The organism is Halorubrum pallidum (genome assembly GCF_055380345.1).
In genome coordinates this window covers 696,799-712,618 of record NZ_AP043945.1, presented here as the reverse complement: position 1 = coordinate 712,618, position 15,820 = coordinate 696,799, and the positions used below count along the sequence as shown (strand labels likewise).

Sequence of the window (15,820 nt, the reverse complement as noted above, 5' to 3'; positions counted from 1 at the left end):
AAAGAGCCGGGACGGAGCGGGGCGGAACGCGAGACGATCGGACGGCCGACGTCGAGAGGGAGGACCGACTCCGGCGCTCTTAGGCCGTCGGAGCCGTCGCGTCGAGCGCGCGCTTCGCCTTCTCGGCCTCCGTCGAGACGATGAACGAGTGCTCGTCCGCGTGGTCGGCGACCGCGTCGAGCGCCTCTCGGGTGCCGATCTGCCGGAGCGCCCAGCCGGCGGCCGCGCGGAGGTCGTCGTCACGTCCGCCGTCGGCGAGCACGTCCGCGAGGGGATCGACCGCGCGGGCGTCGCCGATGAGACCGAGCGCCCGGGCGGCGAGGGGCCGGACGAGTTCGTCCGTGTCGCTGTCGGCAGAGAGCTGGTTGGCGAGGGGCTGAACGGCCTCGCGTGCGCCGATTTCGCCGAGCGACTTGAACGTCGCCTTCTGTAGCTGCGGGTTCGACTCCTCGGGGACGAACTCGACGAGCGTCTCGGTCGCCTCCGTCGCGGCCATCTTGCCGAGGATGCGGATGGCGAACTGATCGCGCTTCTCGGCGCGGCCGAGCAGTTCGTCGAGCGACGCCTCGGTCTTGCCGCGCTTGCCCATCCGTTCGAGCGCTTCGAGGCAGTGCCGCTCCATGAACTCGGAGGTGAGCGAATCAAGCGCGAGCAGTATCATGTCGACGTTGCCGCGCGCTTCGTGTTCCTTCAGCGCGGCCCACTCGACCGGGAAGTCCTTGTAGTGACCGAGCACGTCGTAGTACCCCTGTGCGCGGAGCTGCTCGTGGGTCTCTAGGTCGTCCCACTCCTCGGCGTCGTCGAGGCCGTCCGCGAGGTCGTCGGTCGCGGCCAGCAGCGCCGAGATGGTGTCTACGTCGTCGTCGGCATCGAGGTCCGCGTCGTCGACAGCGTCGGCGACCGAATCGAGCGCCGTCACCAGCGTCTCGATCGGGACGGCGTCGGCCGGCGCGTCGACGGCAGCCGTCCCTCCGGTCCCGGCCGCATCCTCGGCGTCGGCGGCGTCGAGAACCTCCTCTGCGTCGTCACCGCTCTCGACGTCGATCGCGTCGGCGCTGGCGTCGACGAAGGCTCGAACCGCGTCGGCGGCGTCGGCGTGGCCGGCGGCGGTCCACTCGGTGTCTTCGAGCGTCGCGGCCGCCGTCTCGATCGCCTCGACGATATCCGAGCCGTAGGGGCCGCGAGCGTCGTCGACGTCCTCGCGTAGCTCTGTGATCCGGGATTCGAGGTCGCCGCGCGGATCGTCGGCGTCCTCGTCGTCTTCGTCCGGATCCGGGAGGTCGGCCTCCTCGACGCCGGTCTCGGCGTCGTCGAGGAGCGCGTCGACGTCGTCGAGGTCGGGCTCGGTCTCGGCGCCGTCGAGGAGCGCCGCGATCTCGTCGAGATACTCGTTCAGGGACTCCTCGGTCGGTTCGTCGGGACGCGTCGGCGCGGCGGCCTCCGTCGACTCGCCGGCGTCCGCCGCCTCCTCCGCGTCGCCCGCGGCGTCGGCCTCTTCGGAGGCGTCGGCCGGGTCGTCGTCGCCGTTGCTCATACATCAGACTGCGCGCGTAGTCCATTAAGACGTTTCCCTTCGCGGGCGAGCCGAATTCGGTTCGATCCGAGAGTCGCGTCGTCACCGACGAGGATCGAACGGCGAGACTACGAGTCGCCTGCTGTCGAGGACGAAACGGTGAGGAGACGGTGAAAAGACAGCGAGGAGTGGCGAGGAGTGGTGAGGAGACGGTGAGGAGTAGTGAGGAGACGGCAGACGACGATGGTATCACCTTCAATTCTATTCCAGATATGTGAATTCTGTTTTCAATATTTTGAATATCTATTTTTGATATGAGAAGTATTAAGTGCGAAACGCGCGTACGTGTAGGTAGGCATGAGTACGCAAAAGCCGGCCCGTCAGCGATACGGAGAGGTTCACGAGAGCGAGGCGCTTCGCGTCCCCGAAGAGAAGGCAGAGCAGCTCGTCGACGCGCTCAATACCGACCTCGCGGCGACGTACGTGCTCTACCACCAGATCAAAAAGCACCACTGGCTCGTCGAGGGCGCTGAGTTCCTCGGAATCCACGAGTACCTCGGCGAGGTCGCCGCCGACCTCGAAGCGGGTGCAGACGCACTCGCGGAGCGAGCACAGGCCCTCGGCGGCGTGCCGCTCTCGGGCGGCGCGAACTACGAGGAGCACGCGCCGGTGACGCCCGAAGACGCGGACGCGTACGACATCCGAACGTCGCTGGAGAACGACCTCGAGATGTTCGGCGACATCACCGAACAGCTCCGTGAGCACGTCCAACTCGCCAACAGCCTCGGCGACTACGCCACCGAGGAACTCCTCCGCGAGATCCTCGAAGACGTCGAGGAGCACGGCCACCACGTCGAGCACTACCTCGAAGACGACACCCTCGTCACCGAGGGAGCACTCGAGTAACGCGCCGCTCTCCGTCTCGGCGTCCGGACTCCATTCTGTACTATTCTATGTACCGCCGATCAGCGACCGCGCCGCCGCACAGGCGACGCGTCAGTGTGCAACGGCCGCTCGCACCAGAGATACCACGACAGCCGCTCACACCAGAGATTCTACGACGGGGTGCGCGGCGGCGCTCGGCAACGTGACGGGCGAGACAGAACCGGCACAGCGCCTCCGTGGCCGTCAGGCGTCTCGCCGACGACGGAGCGCGTACGCCGCATAGCCGACGGCGACGAGGAGCCCGACCGACAGGAGGCTGCCGAACACCGCGGGCGAGGCGGTGACGTACTCGCCGAACGGATCTGTCAGCGCGAGGACGCCGACGGTGAGCACGGCGGCGATCAGGATGCCGACCGCGCCGAACACCTTGAACGCCGCGTCGAGTTTCGGCTGTGCCGCAGTGGTCGAGTGGCTCATACGCACACGTACGAGATCTGCATATATATCACCACCACGGGATTCTCACGGAGAGAAAACGACGACGGCCGCCGCACCGACGGTCACTCGGGGTGTCCCTCGACGATGGCGACGCCGGAGGACGCGCCGATCCGGGTCGCGCCGGCGTCGAGCATGGCCACCACGTCCTCGTAGGAATCGACGCCGCCCGAGGCCTTCACCGGGAGGTACTCGCTCATCAGCTCCACGTCGGGGACCGTCGCGCCGCCGTCGGCGAAGCCCGTCGAGGTCTTCACCATGTCGGCGTCGGCGGCGACGGCGGCCTCGCAGGCGCGGCGCTTCTCGGCGTCGGTCAGAAGCGCCGTCTCGATGATCACCTTCACCGGGATCGGCACCGCGGCGACGACGTCGGAGATCTCGGCCGCGATCGCGTCGTCCTCGCCCGACTTGAGCCGACCGACGTTGATCACCAGATCGATCTCGTCCGCGCCGTCGTTCCACGCCGCGACGGCCTCGTCGCGTTTCGTCTCCGGCGTGTGCTGGCCGTGCGGAAACCCGACCACCGTCGCGAGCGTCGCCGGCGCGTTCTCGTAATCGGCCGCCTCAGAGACGTAACAGGGCGGGATACACGCGTTCATGCCGTGGTCGGCCGCCTCGTCGAGGACGGTCTCGACGTCGCCCCACGTCGTCTCCGGGCCGAGCACGGTGTGGTCGATGCTGGCGGCGAACTCGTCGCGGTCCATGCGCCGACGGTGGGTGCGACGCGTGAAAGACGTGCGGGGTCGCCGTCGGTGCCGGTCCGAGGTGAGTGAGACGCGAAGGCGGGCGGCGGTTCCCGGCGTCTCGATCCCGGGAGAACCGCGGCCGACCGGTCAGCCCCGATTTCGATCTCGGTGCCGCTCACCGCGGCGTCGCCGACGAGGGCGGCGTCGGCGGCGACGGTGGCGACGTCGACGACGACGAGGGCGACGCCGCCGACGACCGAGAGCCGAACGGTTGGATTCAAGTCCGCCGCAGGGGAACCGGGTGGTATGCAACCGGGAGATCGCGTCCGCGTCGACCGCGGGGACGTCACGAACGAGGGCGTACTGCTCCCCTCGACGACTCGCGACCACCTCGTCGTCAAGCTCGACGGCGGGTACAACGTCGGCATCGACCGCGAGGCGGCCGACGTTGAGGTGCTCGAATCCGGTGCCCGCGACGTCGACGAGGGATCCGGCGCTGGCGGCGGCGAGGCCTCCGAGATCACCTTCGACTCGGACCTCCCCACGATCTCGCTCATCTCGACGGGAGGCACCATCGCGTCTACCGTCGACTACCGGACCGGCGCGGTCACCGCGCAGTTCGACGCCGAGGACGTGCTCCGGGCCGTCCCCGAACTCGCGGGGAGGGCGAACTACCGCGGGCGGGTCGTCGCGAACATCCTCTCCGAGAACATGGACCCGTCGATCTGGCGGGACCTCGCGGCGGCCGTCCGCGAGGAGATCGAATCGGGTGCCGACGGCGTCGTCGTGATGCACGGCACCGACACGATGCAGTTCTCCGCGTCCGCGCTCTCCTTTATGCTCGACTCGCCCGTTCCCGTCGTCTTCACCGGGAGTCAGCGCTCCGCGGACCGGCCGTCCTCTGACAACGTGATGAACGCGGTCTGTGCGGTCGAGGCCGCGAAGGCCGACCACGCAGAGACGCTGGTGTGCATGCACGCGACGCAGTCCGACGACGCCTGCGCGCTCCACCGCGGCACCCGCGTGCGCAAGAACCACACCTCGCGCCGGGACGCCTTCGAGACCGTCGGAGCCGAGCCGCTCGGCCTGATCGACTACGAGGCGGCCGCCGAGGCGGGCGCAGACGGCGACGCGGCCGACGGCGCGATCGAGTGGAACCGCGATCCACTCTCCCGCGGCGAGGACGACGCCGAGACCGTCGGGTTCGACCCCGACCTCGACGCCGACGTGGAACTCGTCAAGTTCACGCCGGGGATGGACCCGGCGGCATGGGACTACCTCGACGGGAAGAGCGGCGTCGTGATCGAGGGGACCGGGCTCGGCCACGTCCACACCGACCTCATCTCCCGGATCGAAGCGCTCGCGGAAGACGGCACGGTCGTCGCGATGACGAGCCAGTGTCTCGAAGGGCGAGTCTGCGACCGCGTGTACGACACCGGCCGCGACCTCCTCGACGCGGGCGTCGTCGAGGCGGGCGACACCCTTCCCGGGACCGCGAAGGTGAAGCTGATGTGGGCGCTCGCGAACGTCGGTGACGCCGCCGAGGCGATGGGGCGCGACCTCGCGGGCGAGTTGACCGAGGAGTCACGTCCCTGGCGATGACCGCGGACGCCGGGGAGACGGGCGAGAGCGGCGGGGCGGCCGGCGACACCGACCTCGTGGTCCGCGAGGCCCGCCCCGGCGACGCGGACGCGGTCGCGGCGTTCACCCGCGACACGTGGGGGGAGCGCTACACAGACTACGTCCCGCGCGTGTTCGCCGAGTGGGCTGGCAGCGACGCTCCCGACCGCGGCACGTTCGTCGCAGTCGCGCCGCCGGCGGCGGTCGATACCGAGGATATCGACGGGAGAGAACGAGACGACACGCTGGTGACGGGCGGGGGTGACGGCGCGTCGGCCGCCGGCGAGTCCGAGGCCGTCGTCGGGTGCATCCAGGGCGTGCTGCTCTCGGAGTGGGAGGCGTGGGCACAGGGGATCCGCGTCGATCCCGCCGCTCGCGACCACGGGGTCGGCACCGCGCTCGCGACGGCGGCCCTAGAGTGGGCGCGGGAGCGCGGCGCGACGGCGTGTCGCAACATGACATTTTCGTGGAACATCATGGGGCTCGGCCAGTCGCGCGCGGTCGGCTTCGAGCCCGCCACGGAGTTCCGATTCGCGGAGCCGGAGCCCGACGCGGCGGCGACGGCGGAGTCAGAAGTCGCGGGACGCCCGGACTCCGAGACGCGCACGCGGTCCCGCGTCGACGACCCCGACCCGAACGCGGCGTGGGCGTTCTGGACCGACAGCGACGCCCGCGACCACCTGCGTGGACTCGAGCTCGACCCCGGCGAGTCGTGGGCGTGCTCCGAGCTCACCCGCGACCGGCTCGCGGCCGCGGCCGCCGAGGGCCGGTTGATCGCGGTCGCAGACGACGCGCTCGCCGGGGTCACGGTCCGTACCCGCGTCGCCGACCGGCCGGGCGAGAGCGATGGCGACGCCGAGCGGATCGCAGAGTACGGCGTCGCTGCGTGGCGCGACGCCGACGCGGCCGGGGCGCTCTACGACGCCGTCGCCGCGGACGCCGCCTCCGCCGGCGCTGACGCCGCCCGCGTGTTGATCCCGGAGACCGCGGAGCACGTGAGCGACACCGGGGCGAACCGGGTCGCAGTCGCGGCCGAGCCCGACTTCGTGATGCGCGCGGACCTCACCGGCTCGGGCGGCGGGACGTAGCGCTCGACGGATTCAGCGGACTGGGGCGACTCGCCGGCTCCTGTCCGAACCGCCACGCTCTTTCCGACTCGCGGCGTCCGACCGCCATGGACCCGGCCCTCCTCCAGTTCGAGACGCTCCGTTCGCTGCTCTATTACGGGGCGGTCTACGGAATCGTGCTCGCGGTGGCCGTCTGGATCTACCGGGACGCCAAGGCCCGCGGGAGCGACCGTGCGCTGGCGTGGTTCCTCGCGACGCTCGTGTTCACGATCGTCCCCGTGCTGGCGTACCTGTACCTGAATCGCGACGCCGGGCCGGCCGGGAACTGAGCCGGTCCGGCCGCCGTGGTACCGAACGGCAGCGCCGACCGCGTCCACCCCCGACAGTTTATATACGGTGACGCGGAACGACCGGTGGATGCCCTCCACGAGACGCCTCCCCGCCGTGAGTCGGCTCGCTCGCGGTCGTCGGCTTCGCGCGCTCTCGATCGCCGCGGCCACCCTGATCCCACTCGTCGGCGTCGTCGCGCTCGGCTGGAACGCCGCCGCGCTCGTCACGCTCTACTGGTTCGAACTCGGGATCGCCTCGTTCTGGGCCGTCGTGCGCGGGCTGTTCGCCGGCCGTCCCTCCGAGTTCGAGGACGGGACGCTGATTGCGGGGCCGCTCGCCGAGCGTCGCGTCGCGCTGTCGATTCCCGGGACCGACGCACGGATCTGGCTCTCCTCGCTGCTCGTCCTCCCGGTCGCCGCGGCGGTCCTCGCCGTGGTTTGGGTCGTCGTCGGAACGCTCACCGTCGGGGTGGTCGTCGACGGCGGGCTCAGGCCGGCCGCGCTCGACACGGTGACGCTGGCGGCGGTCGGGCTCTTCGTCGGCGAGGCGGCGACGACAGTCGTGGAGTACGGGTATCGGGGCGAGTATCGCGAACACAGCGCGCAGACGGCGATCCAAGGCGTGTTCATGCACGGGCTGGCGATCTTCGCGGGCGCACTCGTCACCGTCACGCTCGTCGCCTCGGCGACCGTCGGACCCGACACCGAACTGAGCGCCGTCAATCCGGATGCGGTCGGTCTGCCGGTGCTCTGTGGCGTGATTGTCTTGAAGCTCGCCTTCGACATCGCCGGCCTGTACGGCGACCGATTGGCGGCGTTCGACGAGTCCTCCTCGATCGACCTGGGATTCGCGTACGACCCGCCGGAGCCGACTCCGGTCGACGATCCACTTCGCTCTCCCTCGCGTACGGTTCGGATATCGCGTCGCGGTCGCGTCGGCGGCGTGGTAGCCACGATCGGACGCCATCCCGGACTCTGGTATCTCGCCGCGCTCCCGGCGCTCGTCGGACTGCTGTTCGCGATCGGCGGGGCGTGGGCGACCGTCGCGCTCCTCGCGGGAGTCGCCGTCGCGGTCCCCCTCTCGCTCGCCGCGATCGACCACGAACTCCGGTACGGGCTCGTCGAGTACCGCGTCGGCGAGGACGCGCTCGTCGCGTACGACCGGCTGTTCGGAACGGTGCTGTGGCGGGTCGAACCGTGGGAAGAGAGGGGGCTCCGCGTCGATCGAACTCGACTCGACCGCCGGCTCGACACCGAGACCGTCGTGATCGACGTGGGCGACCGCGAGCGTTGGGTACCGTGGCTCGCCGACTCGGACCCGATCGTGGACGTGTTCGATCGGCGCGCAGGCCGAGCGGAGGGGTGAGCTAGCTCTCGTCAGCCCGGTACAGCGGGTGCGCGTCGCCGACCAACCGCTTGAACGCCCGAACGACGAGTTCGTGGAACGCGACGAGCACGAGCACGCTGAGGGCGATGACTCCGACTTCGACCGGAGTCGTGAGGAGCCCCAGCGAGACGATGAGCGTCGTCGCGCAGGCGGGCGGGTGGATCGCACCAGTCGCGATCATCGCCCAGCTTGTCGCCACGAGCGAGAGAGTCGCGCTGGCCGCGAGCCAGAGCCCGTCCGCGGAGAACGCCGGCGGCGGCGGCGTCAGGACCGCGCCGTCCGCGAGCAGCCGCCACGCCGCGAATCCGGCGACACCACCGATAAGGTGGCTCCCGACGATCCGGGCGGCTCGGTTCCGCTCTGCGCGCCGATCGAACGCGAGCGCGAACGCCGACGGACCGAGGCTCGGAAAGACGAACGGCTGGCCCGTGGCCCACGAGACCGCGGCGAGGACGGTGAAGAGGAGCCCGGCGTACAGGCTGGTGCCGACGCGGCGACGCATTGCCACCCGATCGGCGAGGGACTCACAAAGACCCGCCGGATCCGCACGGAGATATCGATCGCGATAGCCGAACCCGAACGCCTAATTGCGCCCGAACCGCCGGTGGTGACATGTTCGCGACGCTGCCGGACGCGCTCCGACTGCTCGTCGTCCCCGTCTTCGCGTGGGCGGCGCTCCGGGACGTCCGAACCCGACGACTCCCGAATCGGCTGTGGCCGCCGCTGTATCTCTTCGGAGCGCTGGTTCTGGTTTGGGAGACGGCAACGCTGTGGCCGCTCGCCGGAGTCGAGGGGCGGCTGTTCCTCGTTCGGGCGGCGATCAGCCTGATTTTCGTCGCGCCGCTCGGTTACGCGTTCTGGTATCTCGGGGCGTTCGGCGGCGCTGACGCGAAGGCGCTCATCGCGCTCGCGCTCGTCTTCCCCACGTTCCCGACCTACGAGATCGTGGGAACGACGTTCCCGCTCGTCGACACGCAACTCGGCGTCTTCTCGCTCACGATCCTCACGAACACGGTGCTGCTCGGACTGGCGTATCCGATCGGACTAGCGGCCGTCAACCTCGCTCGCGGTCACGTCTCTCCGACCATGTTCCTCGCGCGGCCCGTGAGCGTCTACTCGCTCTCCGATCGTCACGGACGGCTCTTCGAGGACGACGTGGGCACGACGCGGAGCGGACTCGATCTGGACGCACTCCGGATGTACCTCCGGTGGCGAGGGCTCACGCTGGGCGACCTGCGTGCCGACCCCGATCGCCTTCGTGACCCCGACAGCGTCGGCGAAACGTTCGAACCCACCGACGGGGGAACGCACGTCGGCCCGCGAACCGACGGCGACGTGGATGAGACGGGAGACGGGTCGACGGCGGGTGACCCCGCGCCGACTCACGACGATCCATGGGCGGCCGGGCGGTTCCTCGACGATATCGACCACGGCGCGTACGGCACCGATGCCGACACGCTTCGTGGGGGGTTGAGGGTCGTCACGCAGAAAGACCGGGTGCTGGTCTCGCCCGGAATGCCGTTCGTCGTCCCCATGGCGCTCGGACTTGTCGTTTCTCTGACGTACGGCGACGTGTTGTTCGCTGTGCTCGGTGCCCTCGGGACCGTGTGACGCGGTCCAGAGACGGGAACGGATGCCGCGAGCGTCCCACAAGCGAGGTGTCGTGGGGTGAGAGATGCACCACCGTCGGAGGCGAGAATGCAGGGCGTCTCGTGTTTCCACTGGGAACCCCGATACCGTCTCCGTAGGGAGGGCGCGAATCAGTAGCTTGAAAACCGCGCCGGACGGAGCCAGCGACATGGCGCTCGAAAAGGAGGTTGATTGTCCATCGTGTGGTGAGTCCCAGAAGTTCTACCGGACCGCGGCGATGACGCTTCATCTCGGCGAGAAGACGAAGTGGCGCTGTCCGGAGTGTAGCTACGGGTTCGTTGAGATCAACGGGATCGACACGCTCTCTGCGTAGAGGGCGGAGCGCGTTCGGATCGTCGACTCGCATTCTGTTGGCCGATATCGGACGAGCGTGTCCGACTACCCCACAGGAAGCCTCGGAGTCACTCCCCGAAGCGATTCACTCTTCGGTGAGATCGAGGTCGAACTGCTCGTTTTCGGAGACCGCGTTGAGCACGACGCTCGTGTTCGACTCGCGGATGTCGGCGTCGGTGAGGATCGACTTGATCTGGTCGTTCATCCCGTCCGTGTCGGTGAATTTCCCGATGGCGATCACGTCGTAGTCGCCGGTGACCTCGTAGACGCTCACCATCTGTTTCTCCTGTCTGAGCTTCTCCGTCACGTCGGGGAGCGCGCTCCCCTCTACCTTGAGCTGGAGCACCGCCGTTACGTCGTATCCGAGCTTGTCGTAATCGACGACGGGAGTGTACCCGCGGATCACGCCCTCGTCTTCGAGGTCGCGCAGGTGGTTCGAGACGGTGGTAACCGACACGTCGAGTTCGTCACCGAGACTTCTGAGGCTGGCGCGGCCGTTACTGAGAAGGGAATTGACGAGTTTCGCGTCGAGGTTTTCGTACGTCATCACACTTGAACACGCGTTCGGGGGTTTATAATTTTACGAACGTCCAGCATTTTTCCGCGAGTGGCGGTTCATGCGTCAAGCGATAAGGCCTTTATACTGGCAGATAACGAATGAACCGTCCAGAACATGACGGACGAACACGCAAAAACGGACGGCGGTCTAACGGCCAAAGAACAGGCGGTACTCGACGAAATAGAGGAGGAAAATGTCGATTTCCTGCGGCTCCAGTTCACTGACATCCTCGGCGTCGTGAAGAACGTCTCCGTGCCAGCCCATCAGGCGGAGAAGGCGTTCACCGAGGGCATCTACTTCGACGGCTCCTCCATCGAGGGATTCGTCCGCATCCAGGAATCGGACATGCGTCTCGTTCCCGATCCCGACACGTTCGCGGTGCTCCCGTGGCGGAGTGACGGTGACGGCGACTCCGCCGCCGCCCGACTCATCTGTGACATCGTCACCACGGAGGGGGAACCATTCGAGGGCGGTCCGCGCCAGGTACTGAAAAGCGTCCTCTCGAAGGCCGACGATATGGGATATACGGTCTCGATCGGGCCGGAACCGGAATTCTTCCTCTTCAAAACGGATGACGACGGCAACGCGACGACGATCCCCCACGATAACGGAGGGTACTTCGACCTCGCTCCGAAGGACCTCGCGAGCGACGTCCGCAAGGAGATCATCTTCACGTTGGAGGAGATGGGCTTCGAGATCGAGGCCTCCCACCACGAGGTCGCCGAGGGCCAACACGAGATCAACTTCAAGTACGACGACGCGCTTACGGCCGCGGACAACATCGCGACGTTCCGCGCCGTCGTCCGTGCGGTCGCCGCCCAGCACGACCTGCACGCGACGTTCATGCCCAAGCCGATCGCCGAGATCAACGGATCGGGGATGCACAGCCACATCTCGCTGTTCGACGAGGACGGCAACGCCTTCGCCGACGACGACGACGAGTTCAACCTGAGCGAGACGGCCTACCAGTTCATGGGCGGCATCCTGAACCACGCACAGGCGTTCACGGCCGTCACGAACCCAACGGTGAACTCCTACAAGCGGCTGGTGCCCGGCTACGAGGCACCGATCTACGTCGCGTGGTCCGACACGAACCGCTCGGCGCTGGTGCGCGTCCCCGACGCCGCGGGCGTCTCCGCGCGCTTCGAGGTCCGCAGCCCGGACCCGTCGTGTAACCCCTACCTCGGGCTGGCGTCGATGATCGCGGCCGGCCTCCACGGCATCGAGACAGACGCCGATCCCGGCGACCCGGTGCGCGAGGATATCTACGAGTTCGACGACGCGAAACGCGAGGAGTACGGCATCGACACGCTTCCGCCGAACCTCGGCAAGGCGGTCGAGGCCCTCGAAGACGACGACGTGATCCAAGACGCGCTCGGCCCCCACACCTCCGAGAAGTTCGCGGAAGCGAAGTCTCAGGAGTTCAGCGAGTACCTCACCCAGGTCTCGGCGTGGGAAGAGGACCGCTACCTGGAGACGTTCTGAGACGGCCACAACCCGTCGCTCCGCTGCTCCTCGACGGCGCGGTTTTTCTCAAAGTAGTTTTTTGACGGCGTGAGTTGGTAGTCGTCGCTCCCGGAATTGCGATCCCAGTAGAGCACGATACCCGATCAGGCCCGTTCGTGTCGGACCGCGTCGACGCCCCGGTGAGCGAAGGCCGGCAGCGCGACGACGGCCACGACCGCCGCGGTGGTCGCGACGAGCGTGACGGCGAGCGAGTTCGCGAGCGCGTACGTCCCGACCCAGAGCGCACCGGTGAGCGCCAGCGCCGGGACGACGACCCGGACCGGCACGGGTGGCTCGTCGCCGGTGACGAACAGCCACCCGACCGCGCCGCCAACGCCAGTGGCGATCCCGATTCCCGCCTCCACGACCTCGCCGGTGTGACCGGCGGTGACGGCGAGACCCGCAGCGACGACGGAGAGGGCCGCGGCCGACAGGAACGCCGGGGTGGGATTGAGTGCCGCGGTCGGGTCGTGCGGTGTGTCGCTCCCTCGTGAACGGAATCGCGGGTCACCCGCAAGCCAGAGTCCGCCGGCGACGACGCCCGCGCCCACGGCGACGCCGACGACCACGTCGACGAGGTAGTGGACCTCGATGACGACCCGAGAAGCGGCGACCGCCGCCGCGACGACGCCCGCGCCGAAGAGCCGTCGTCGACGCGTCCAGACGCGGTTGTACAGTAGCGCCAGCGTCCCGTACGCCGCCGCGCCGCCGGTCGCGTGGCCGCTCGGGAACCCGAACCCGTCGGAGAGCACCTGCGCCTCGAACCAGCCCGCGAGCAGCTCGGGAAGCCACGTCGGCACGTCGACCGGAGGCATCGCTCCCGGTGGCCGCGGCACCGCGAACCACGCCTTGCCGACCGCGACGACGGCGTACGCGCAGGTGACGACTGCGATAGCCGTCGCGCCAGCGCGCCGCGGGGAGCCGGCAGTCTCGTCGCCGGCGAACCAGTAGCCGACCGCGAGCAGACCGAAGAGGAACCACGGATCCGCGAGGTGGGTGACGGCCGCGAAGACGACGACCACGAACTCCGGGAGCGAGTCGACCGCGGCGGTCTCGCCGATCCCGCGCTCGGCCGGAACGAGTCCCGTCACGCCCGAATCCCCGTCCGACGGACAGTCACGGTGGTCATTTTCGGTCGCGTGCGTAATCGAGCGCCTTGCCCGGCGTCTCCAGCAGGTTCAGCCCGATGCCGACGACGATGAAGAGGGTGTACAGCCCGAGCGTCGACAGCCCGAGGATCACCATCGCGGCGATCGCGTAGAGCCCGTCGAGCAGTGAGAAGGCCCCGAGCGTCAGCACCGTTCCGTACAGCAACACGAGGTACGGACCCCAGCCGCGGGCGTGCCCGCGCCGCATGCGGTCGCGGACGTACCGCTTCAGCTCGGCCTCGACCGCGGGTTTGTCGACGGTTCGCTGCTCGACGTCGTCTTCGAAGTCGTCGAACTCCGCGCGGAGTTCGCTGAGTTCCTCCCGCAGCGCCGCGACGTCCGGGGCCCCGCGCGGGCGCTCCTCGTCGCCGGCACCTGAGGCGCCGTCCGACTCGCCGTTCATACCCGTGGGTCGACCGCGGTCGTGTTGTAACTGCCGGTCCGCGCCGTGGGGAACGGGGCCGCCGTCGCGGCTCGGTCCGTCTCCGCGACTCACGCGGTGGTCCCCCTCTCGGCCGGCCACCACGACGTTGACCACCCCGCCGACCACGACGACGATAGCGGCGAGGTACAGCCACGTGACGAGCAGCAGGATCCCACCGATGACACCGTACACCTGATACTGCGCGGCGCTCGCGGCGTACACCTGAAAGCCGGCCTGCAGGAGCGTCCATCCGATCGCCGTGAACACCGCACCGGGCAGCGCCTCTCGAACCCCGATGGCGGGCTGAGGGAGCAGGTAGTACATCGGGAAGAAGACGACTGCGAGAAACGCCGGCAGCACGAGGATGCTGGCGGCCTCGAGCGCCGGGACCGCGTCGGCGGCCGCGAGAAACGCGCCGACCACCACCATCACGCCGATCCCGACGCCGATCGCGAGGACGACCGCGACGGCGTCGATGACCTGCTTCAGGAAGTCCGGCGATCCGTCGACGCCGTACAGCGAGACGAACGCCGTGTCGAGTCCGCGGAACACCTTCAGCGTCGACCAGACGAGCACGCCCACCCCGAGCACGCCGGCACCGGTTCGCCCGCCCGCGGAGTAGATCGCGTCGGCGATGGCCTCCTCGCCGGCGGGAGTGAGGAAATCGCCGGCCGTCGCCACGAGCTCGCCGGCGATGACCTCGCCGAAGACGGCGGTCGCGACGACGACGAGCAGCAGGAGCGCGGGGATCAGCGAGACGAACGCGTAGTAGGCGATCGCGGCCGCGAGGAACGTCACCTGCCGGTCGATCGCGACGTCGGCGACGCGGCGAGCGGTGTCGACTGCGGCTGTCAGGTGGCTGGACACGCGTGTGGATTCGGGCGATCGCGACAAAAAGGGCGGGTCGTGAGACCGGAAGAGTGCGCCTCGGGGGCGAACGGGCGCCTTTCCCGAGGTGACCGGTCGGTCGGATCCCTCGACGGCGATTTCAGTGGTCCGCGTCGTCGCCGAGGATCGCCTCGCGCATCTCCGGGATCGACGCCGTGCTCTTGACTGCCGTGCCACGGTAGTGCGCGCGGCTCGCCTCGTGGCCGGCCGCGCGCAGTCGTTCGACGAACTCGGCCATGCCGATAGCGGGTTCGCCCCACTGCTTGTACAGTCGGTGCTGGTCGTAGTGCGTCGGCGTGTCGATCTCGCTCGCGACCGTATCGAGCAGCTTTCGCGCGCGCTTCGCCTCGCCCATGTCGTCGGTGACGCGGTCGCGGACAGCGCTCGCGAAGTCGGCGTCGGCGATGGAGCCGAGCCAGATTGGGCCGGCCGTGAGGACGCGGTCGCTCCCGCAGACCGGACAGGCGTCGACGGGGTCGGCGATCAGCCCCACGGTCGGCTCGCGCCAGAGGCAGTCCTCACAGCCGTCCACGTAGCCGAGCTGGTCGACACAGTCGTCCGCGACTCGCGCGCCGGACTCCAGTTCGAGGTACGTCCGCGCGTAGTGACGCGAGACGTGCGAGAGGATCGGCCGGGCCGCCTTGTCGTAGCGCGCCGCAGTCCGGACGAGCGCCGAGATCAGTGTCCGGAGCCCCATCTCGGGGTGGTAGTCGGTGTTTCGGGGGACGGCCCCGTACTTGCGGATCCCGCTGTTGAGGTGTGCGCCACAAAGCGGCGCGGTGTCGGTGGCCGTGACACAGACCAGGTTCCGCCCGTTCGCGAACGCGGCGTCGGCGAAGGGGATCGGCGTCCCGTAGGGATCGAGATCGACGACGTCGAACGGGCCGTCGTCGTACAGGAGAGCGTTCGCGTCTCGGCGGACGGTCTCGCCGTCGAGGCCGTTTTCGGCGAGGTTCTCGGCCGCGAGGTCGACGGCGTCAGGATCGACGTCGGCACAGGTCACGTCGTATCCCGCCGCGGCGGCGCGGACGCCCCGGATCCCGGAGGCCGCCATCGCGTCGAGGTACGACGCCGCACGCGGCTCGCGCTCGCGGTACGCGCGAAGCGCCGCGACGGTGACGTCGCGGTTCAGTTCCTGTGTGGGGTTGAAGAAGACCCCGCCGCCGGTCCCCTCGCTCGCCCCGTCGCGCGCCTCCGGAACGGAGACGGTGACGCCGCCCTCCTCGATGTCCATGCTCCGCGTTCGACCATCCGGCACAAAAGGACCGCGCTCCGCGAACGACCCGGAGAACCGACATGTCCGTCCGGCGTCACAGAAACACGGTGATTT

16 protein-coding genes are annotated in these 15,820 nt (G+C 68.8%); 8 read left to right on the top strand and 8 right to left on the bottom strand.

The genetic code is table 11. The features are described 5' to 3' along the window. Positions 1-79: 79 nt before the first annotated feature. Positions 80-1,534, bottom strand: coding sequence for a HEAT repeat domain-containing protein (locus ACZ45C_RS05275; protein ID WP_460560468.1), 1,455 nt, complete (start codon positions 1,532-1,534; stop codon positions 80-82). 336 nt (positions 1,535-1,870) lie between these two features. On the opposite strand from ACZ45C_RS05275, the gene dpsA reads away from it, so the two are divergent. Further along, positions 1,871-2,419, top strand: coding sequence for a DNA starvation/stationary phase protection protein DpsA (dpsA, locus tag ACZ45C_RS05270; protein ID WP_460560470.1), 549 nt, complete (start codon positions 1,871-1,873; stop codon positions 2,417-2,419). Between the two features lie 222 nt (positions 2,420-2,641). On the opposite strand, the gene ACZ45C_RS05265 is transcribed toward dpsA, so the two are convergent. Both ACZ45C_RS05265 and deoC read right to left on the bottom strand, forming a co-directional pair. Then, positions 2,642-2,875: a hypothetical protein gene (locus ACZ45C_RS05265; RefSeq protein ID WP_460560472.1), complete on the bottom strand. Its 234-nt coding sequence runs from the start codon at positions 2,873-2,875 to the stop codon at positions 2,642-2,644. An 83-nt stretch (positions 2,876-2,958) separates the two neighbouring features. Continuing rightward, complete coding sequence (deoC, locus tag ACZ45C_RS05260) at positions 2,959-3,597, bottom strand: deoxyribose-phosphate aldolase (RefSeq protein ID WP_460560474.1); 639 nt, start codon at positions 3,595-3,597, stop codon at positions 2,959-2,961. Positions 3,598-3,885: 288 nt separating this feature from the next. Between deoC and gatD the strand changes: the two genes are divergently transcribed. From gatD to ACZ45C_RS05240, 4 genes are all read left to right on the top strand, one after another. Next, positions 3,886-5,181, top strand: a complete 1,296-nt coding sequence (gene gatD / locus ACZ45C_RS05255) for a Glu-tRNA(Gln) amidotransferase subunit GatD (RefSeq protein ID WP_460560476.1) — start codon at positions 3,886-3,888, stop codon at positions 5,179-5,181. Beyond that, positions 5,178-6,287 (top strand): GNAT family N-acetyltransferase, encoded by a 1,110-nt coding sequence (locus ACZ45C_RS05250; RefSeq protein WP_460560478.1) that lies wholly within the window; start codon positions 5,178-5,180, stop codon positions 6,285-6,287. Before gatD ends, ACZ45C_RS05250 begins: the two co-directional genes overlap by 4 nt. Before the next feature lie 86 nt (positions 6,288-6,373). Continuing rightward, positions 6,374-6,595, top strand: coding sequence for a hypothetical protein (locus tag ACZ45C_RS05245; RefSeq protein WP_460560480.1), 222 nt, complete (start codon positions 6,374-6,376; stop codon positions 6,593-6,595). An 88-nt stretch (positions 6,596-6,683) separates the two neighbouring features. After that, a complete protein-coding gene (locus ACZ45C_RS05240; protein ID WP_460560482.1) occupies positions 6,684-7,961 on the top strand; it encodes a DUF6498-containing protein in 1,278 nt (425 codons plus the stop codon). Position 7,962: 1 nt separating this feature from the next. Here ACZ45C_RS05240 and ACZ45C_RS05235 read toward each other — a convergent pair whose 3' ends face one another. Further along, entirely contained in the window at positions 7,963-8,484 is a 522-nt protein-coding gene (locus tag ACZ45C_RS05235) for an HPP family protein (protein ID WP_460560484.1), read from the bottom strand. A 110-nt stretch (positions 8,485-8,594) separates the two neighbouring features. Here ACZ45C_RS05235 and ACZ45C_RS05230 point away from each other — a divergent pair, with 110 nt between their 5' ends. Together ACZ45C_RS05230 and ACZ45C_RS05225 are read left to right on the top strand one after the other, a co-directional pair. Then, entirely contained in the window at positions 8,595-9,593 is a 999-nt protein-coding gene (locus ACZ45C_RS05230; RefSeq protein WP_460560486.1) for an A24 family peptidase, read from the top strand. Positions 9,594-9,780: 187 nt separating this feature from the next. After that, positions 9,781-9,945 (top strand): DUF7838 family putative zinc beta-ribbon protein, encoded by a 165-nt coding sequence (locus ACZ45C_RS05225; protein WP_460560488.1) that lies wholly within the window; start codon positions 9,781-9,783, stop codon positions 9,943-9,945. Positions 9,946-10,050: 105 nt separating this feature from the next. On the opposite strand, the gene lrp is transcribed toward ACZ45C_RS05225, so the two are convergent. After that, positions 10,051-10,512 (bottom strand): HTH-type transcriptional regulator Lrp, encoded by a 462-nt coding sequence (lrp, locus tag ACZ45C_RS05220; protein WP_460560490.1) that lies wholly within the window; start codon positions 10,510-10,512, stop codon positions 10,051-10,053. A gap of 126 nt (positions 10,513-10,638) precedes the next feature. On the opposite strand from lrp, the gene glnA reads away from it, so the two are divergent. Further along, a complete protein-coding gene (gene glnA / locus ACZ45C_RS05215; protein WP_460560492.1) occupies positions 10,639-12,009 on the top strand; it encodes a type I glutamate--ammonia ligase in 1,371 nt (456 codons plus the stop codon). 125 nt (positions 12,010-12,134) lie between these two features. On the opposite strand, the gene ACZ45C_RS05210 is transcribed toward glnA, so the two are convergent. From ACZ45C_RS05210 to ACZ45C_RS05200, 3 genes are all read right to left on the bottom strand, one after another. Then, entirely contained in the window at positions 12,135-13,121 is a 987-nt protein-coding gene (locus ACZ45C_RS05210; RefSeq protein ID WP_460560494.1) for a phosphatase PAP2 family protein, read from the bottom strand. Positions 13,122-13,155: 34 nt separating this feature from the next. Continuing rightward, complete coding sequence (locus ACZ45C_RS05205; RefSeq protein ID WP_460560496.1) at positions 13,156-14,469, bottom strand: YihY/virulence factor BrkB family protein; 1,314 nt, start codon at positions 14,467-14,469, stop codon at positions 13,156-13,158. A gap of 121 nt (positions 14,470-14,590) precedes the next feature. Beyond that, positions 14,591-15,724, bottom strand: a complete 1,134-nt coding sequence (locus tag ACZ45C_RS05200) for a tRNA (guanine(26)-N(2))-dimethyltransferase (RefSeq protein ID WP_460560498.1) — start codon at positions 15,722-15,724, stop codon at positions 14,591-14,593. Between the last annotated feature and the right edge of the window lie 96 nt (positions 15,725-15,820).

Excerpts from the sequence above, each read along its gene's own strand:
- ACZ45C_RS05275 (WP_460560468.1), bottom strand. The coding sequence starts at position 1,534 with ATGAGCAACGGCGACGACGACCCGGCCGACGCCTCCGAAGAGGCCGAC.
- dpsA (WP_460560470.1), top strand. The coding sequence starts at position 1,871 with ATGAGTACGCAAAAGCCGGCCCGTCAGCGATACGGAGAGGTTCACGAG.
- ACZ45C_RS05265 (WP_460560472.1), bottom strand. The coding sequence starts at position 2,875 with ATGAGCCACTCGACCACTGCGGCACAGCCGAAACTCGACGCGGCGTTC.
- deoC (WP_460560474.1), bottom strand. The coding sequence starts at position 3,597 with ATGGACCGCGACGAGTTCGCCGCCAGCATCGACCACACCGTGCTCGGC.
- gatD (WP_460560476.1), top strand. The coding sequence starts at position 3,886 with ATGCAACCGGGAGATCGCGTCCGCGTCGACCGCGGGGACGTCACGAAC.
- ACZ45C_RS05250 (WP_460560478.1), top strand. The coding sequence starts at position 5,178 with ATGACCGCGGACGCCGGGGAGACGGGCGAGAGCGGCGGGGCGGCCGGC.
- ACZ45C_RS05245 (WP_460560480.1), top strand. The coding sequence starts at position 6,374 with ATGGACCCGGCCCTCCTCCAGTTCGAGACGCTCCGTTCGCTGCTCTAT.
- ACZ45C_RS05240 (WP_460560482.1), top strand. The coding sequence starts at position 6,684 with ATGCCCTCCACGAGACGCCTCCCCGCCGTGAGTCGGCTCGCTCGCGGT.
- ACZ45C_RS05235 (WP_460560484.1), bottom strand. The coding sequence starts at position 8,484 with ATGCGTCGCCGCGTCGGCACCAGCCTGTACGCCGGGCTCCTCTTCACC.
- ACZ45C_RS05230 (WP_460560486.1), top strand. The coding sequence starts at position 8,595 with ATGTTCGCGACGCTGCCGGACGCGCTCCGACTGCTCGTCGTCCCCGTC.
- ACZ45C_RS05225 (WP_460560488.1), top strand. The coding sequence starts at position 9,781 with ATGGCGCTCGAAAAGGAGGTTGATTGTCCATCGTGTGGTGAGTCCCAG.
- lrp (WP_460560490.1), bottom strand. The coding sequence starts at position 10,512 with ATGACGTACGAAAACCTCGACGCGAAACTCGTCAATTCCCTTCTCAGT.
- glnA (WP_460560492.1), top strand. The coding sequence starts at position 10,639 with ATGACGGACGAACACGCAAAAACGGACGGCGGTCTAACGGCCAAAGAA.
- ACZ45C_RS05200 (WP_460560498.1), bottom strand. The coding sequence starts at position 15,724 with ATGGACATCGAGGAGGGCGGCGTCACCGTCTCCGTTCCGGAGGCGCGC.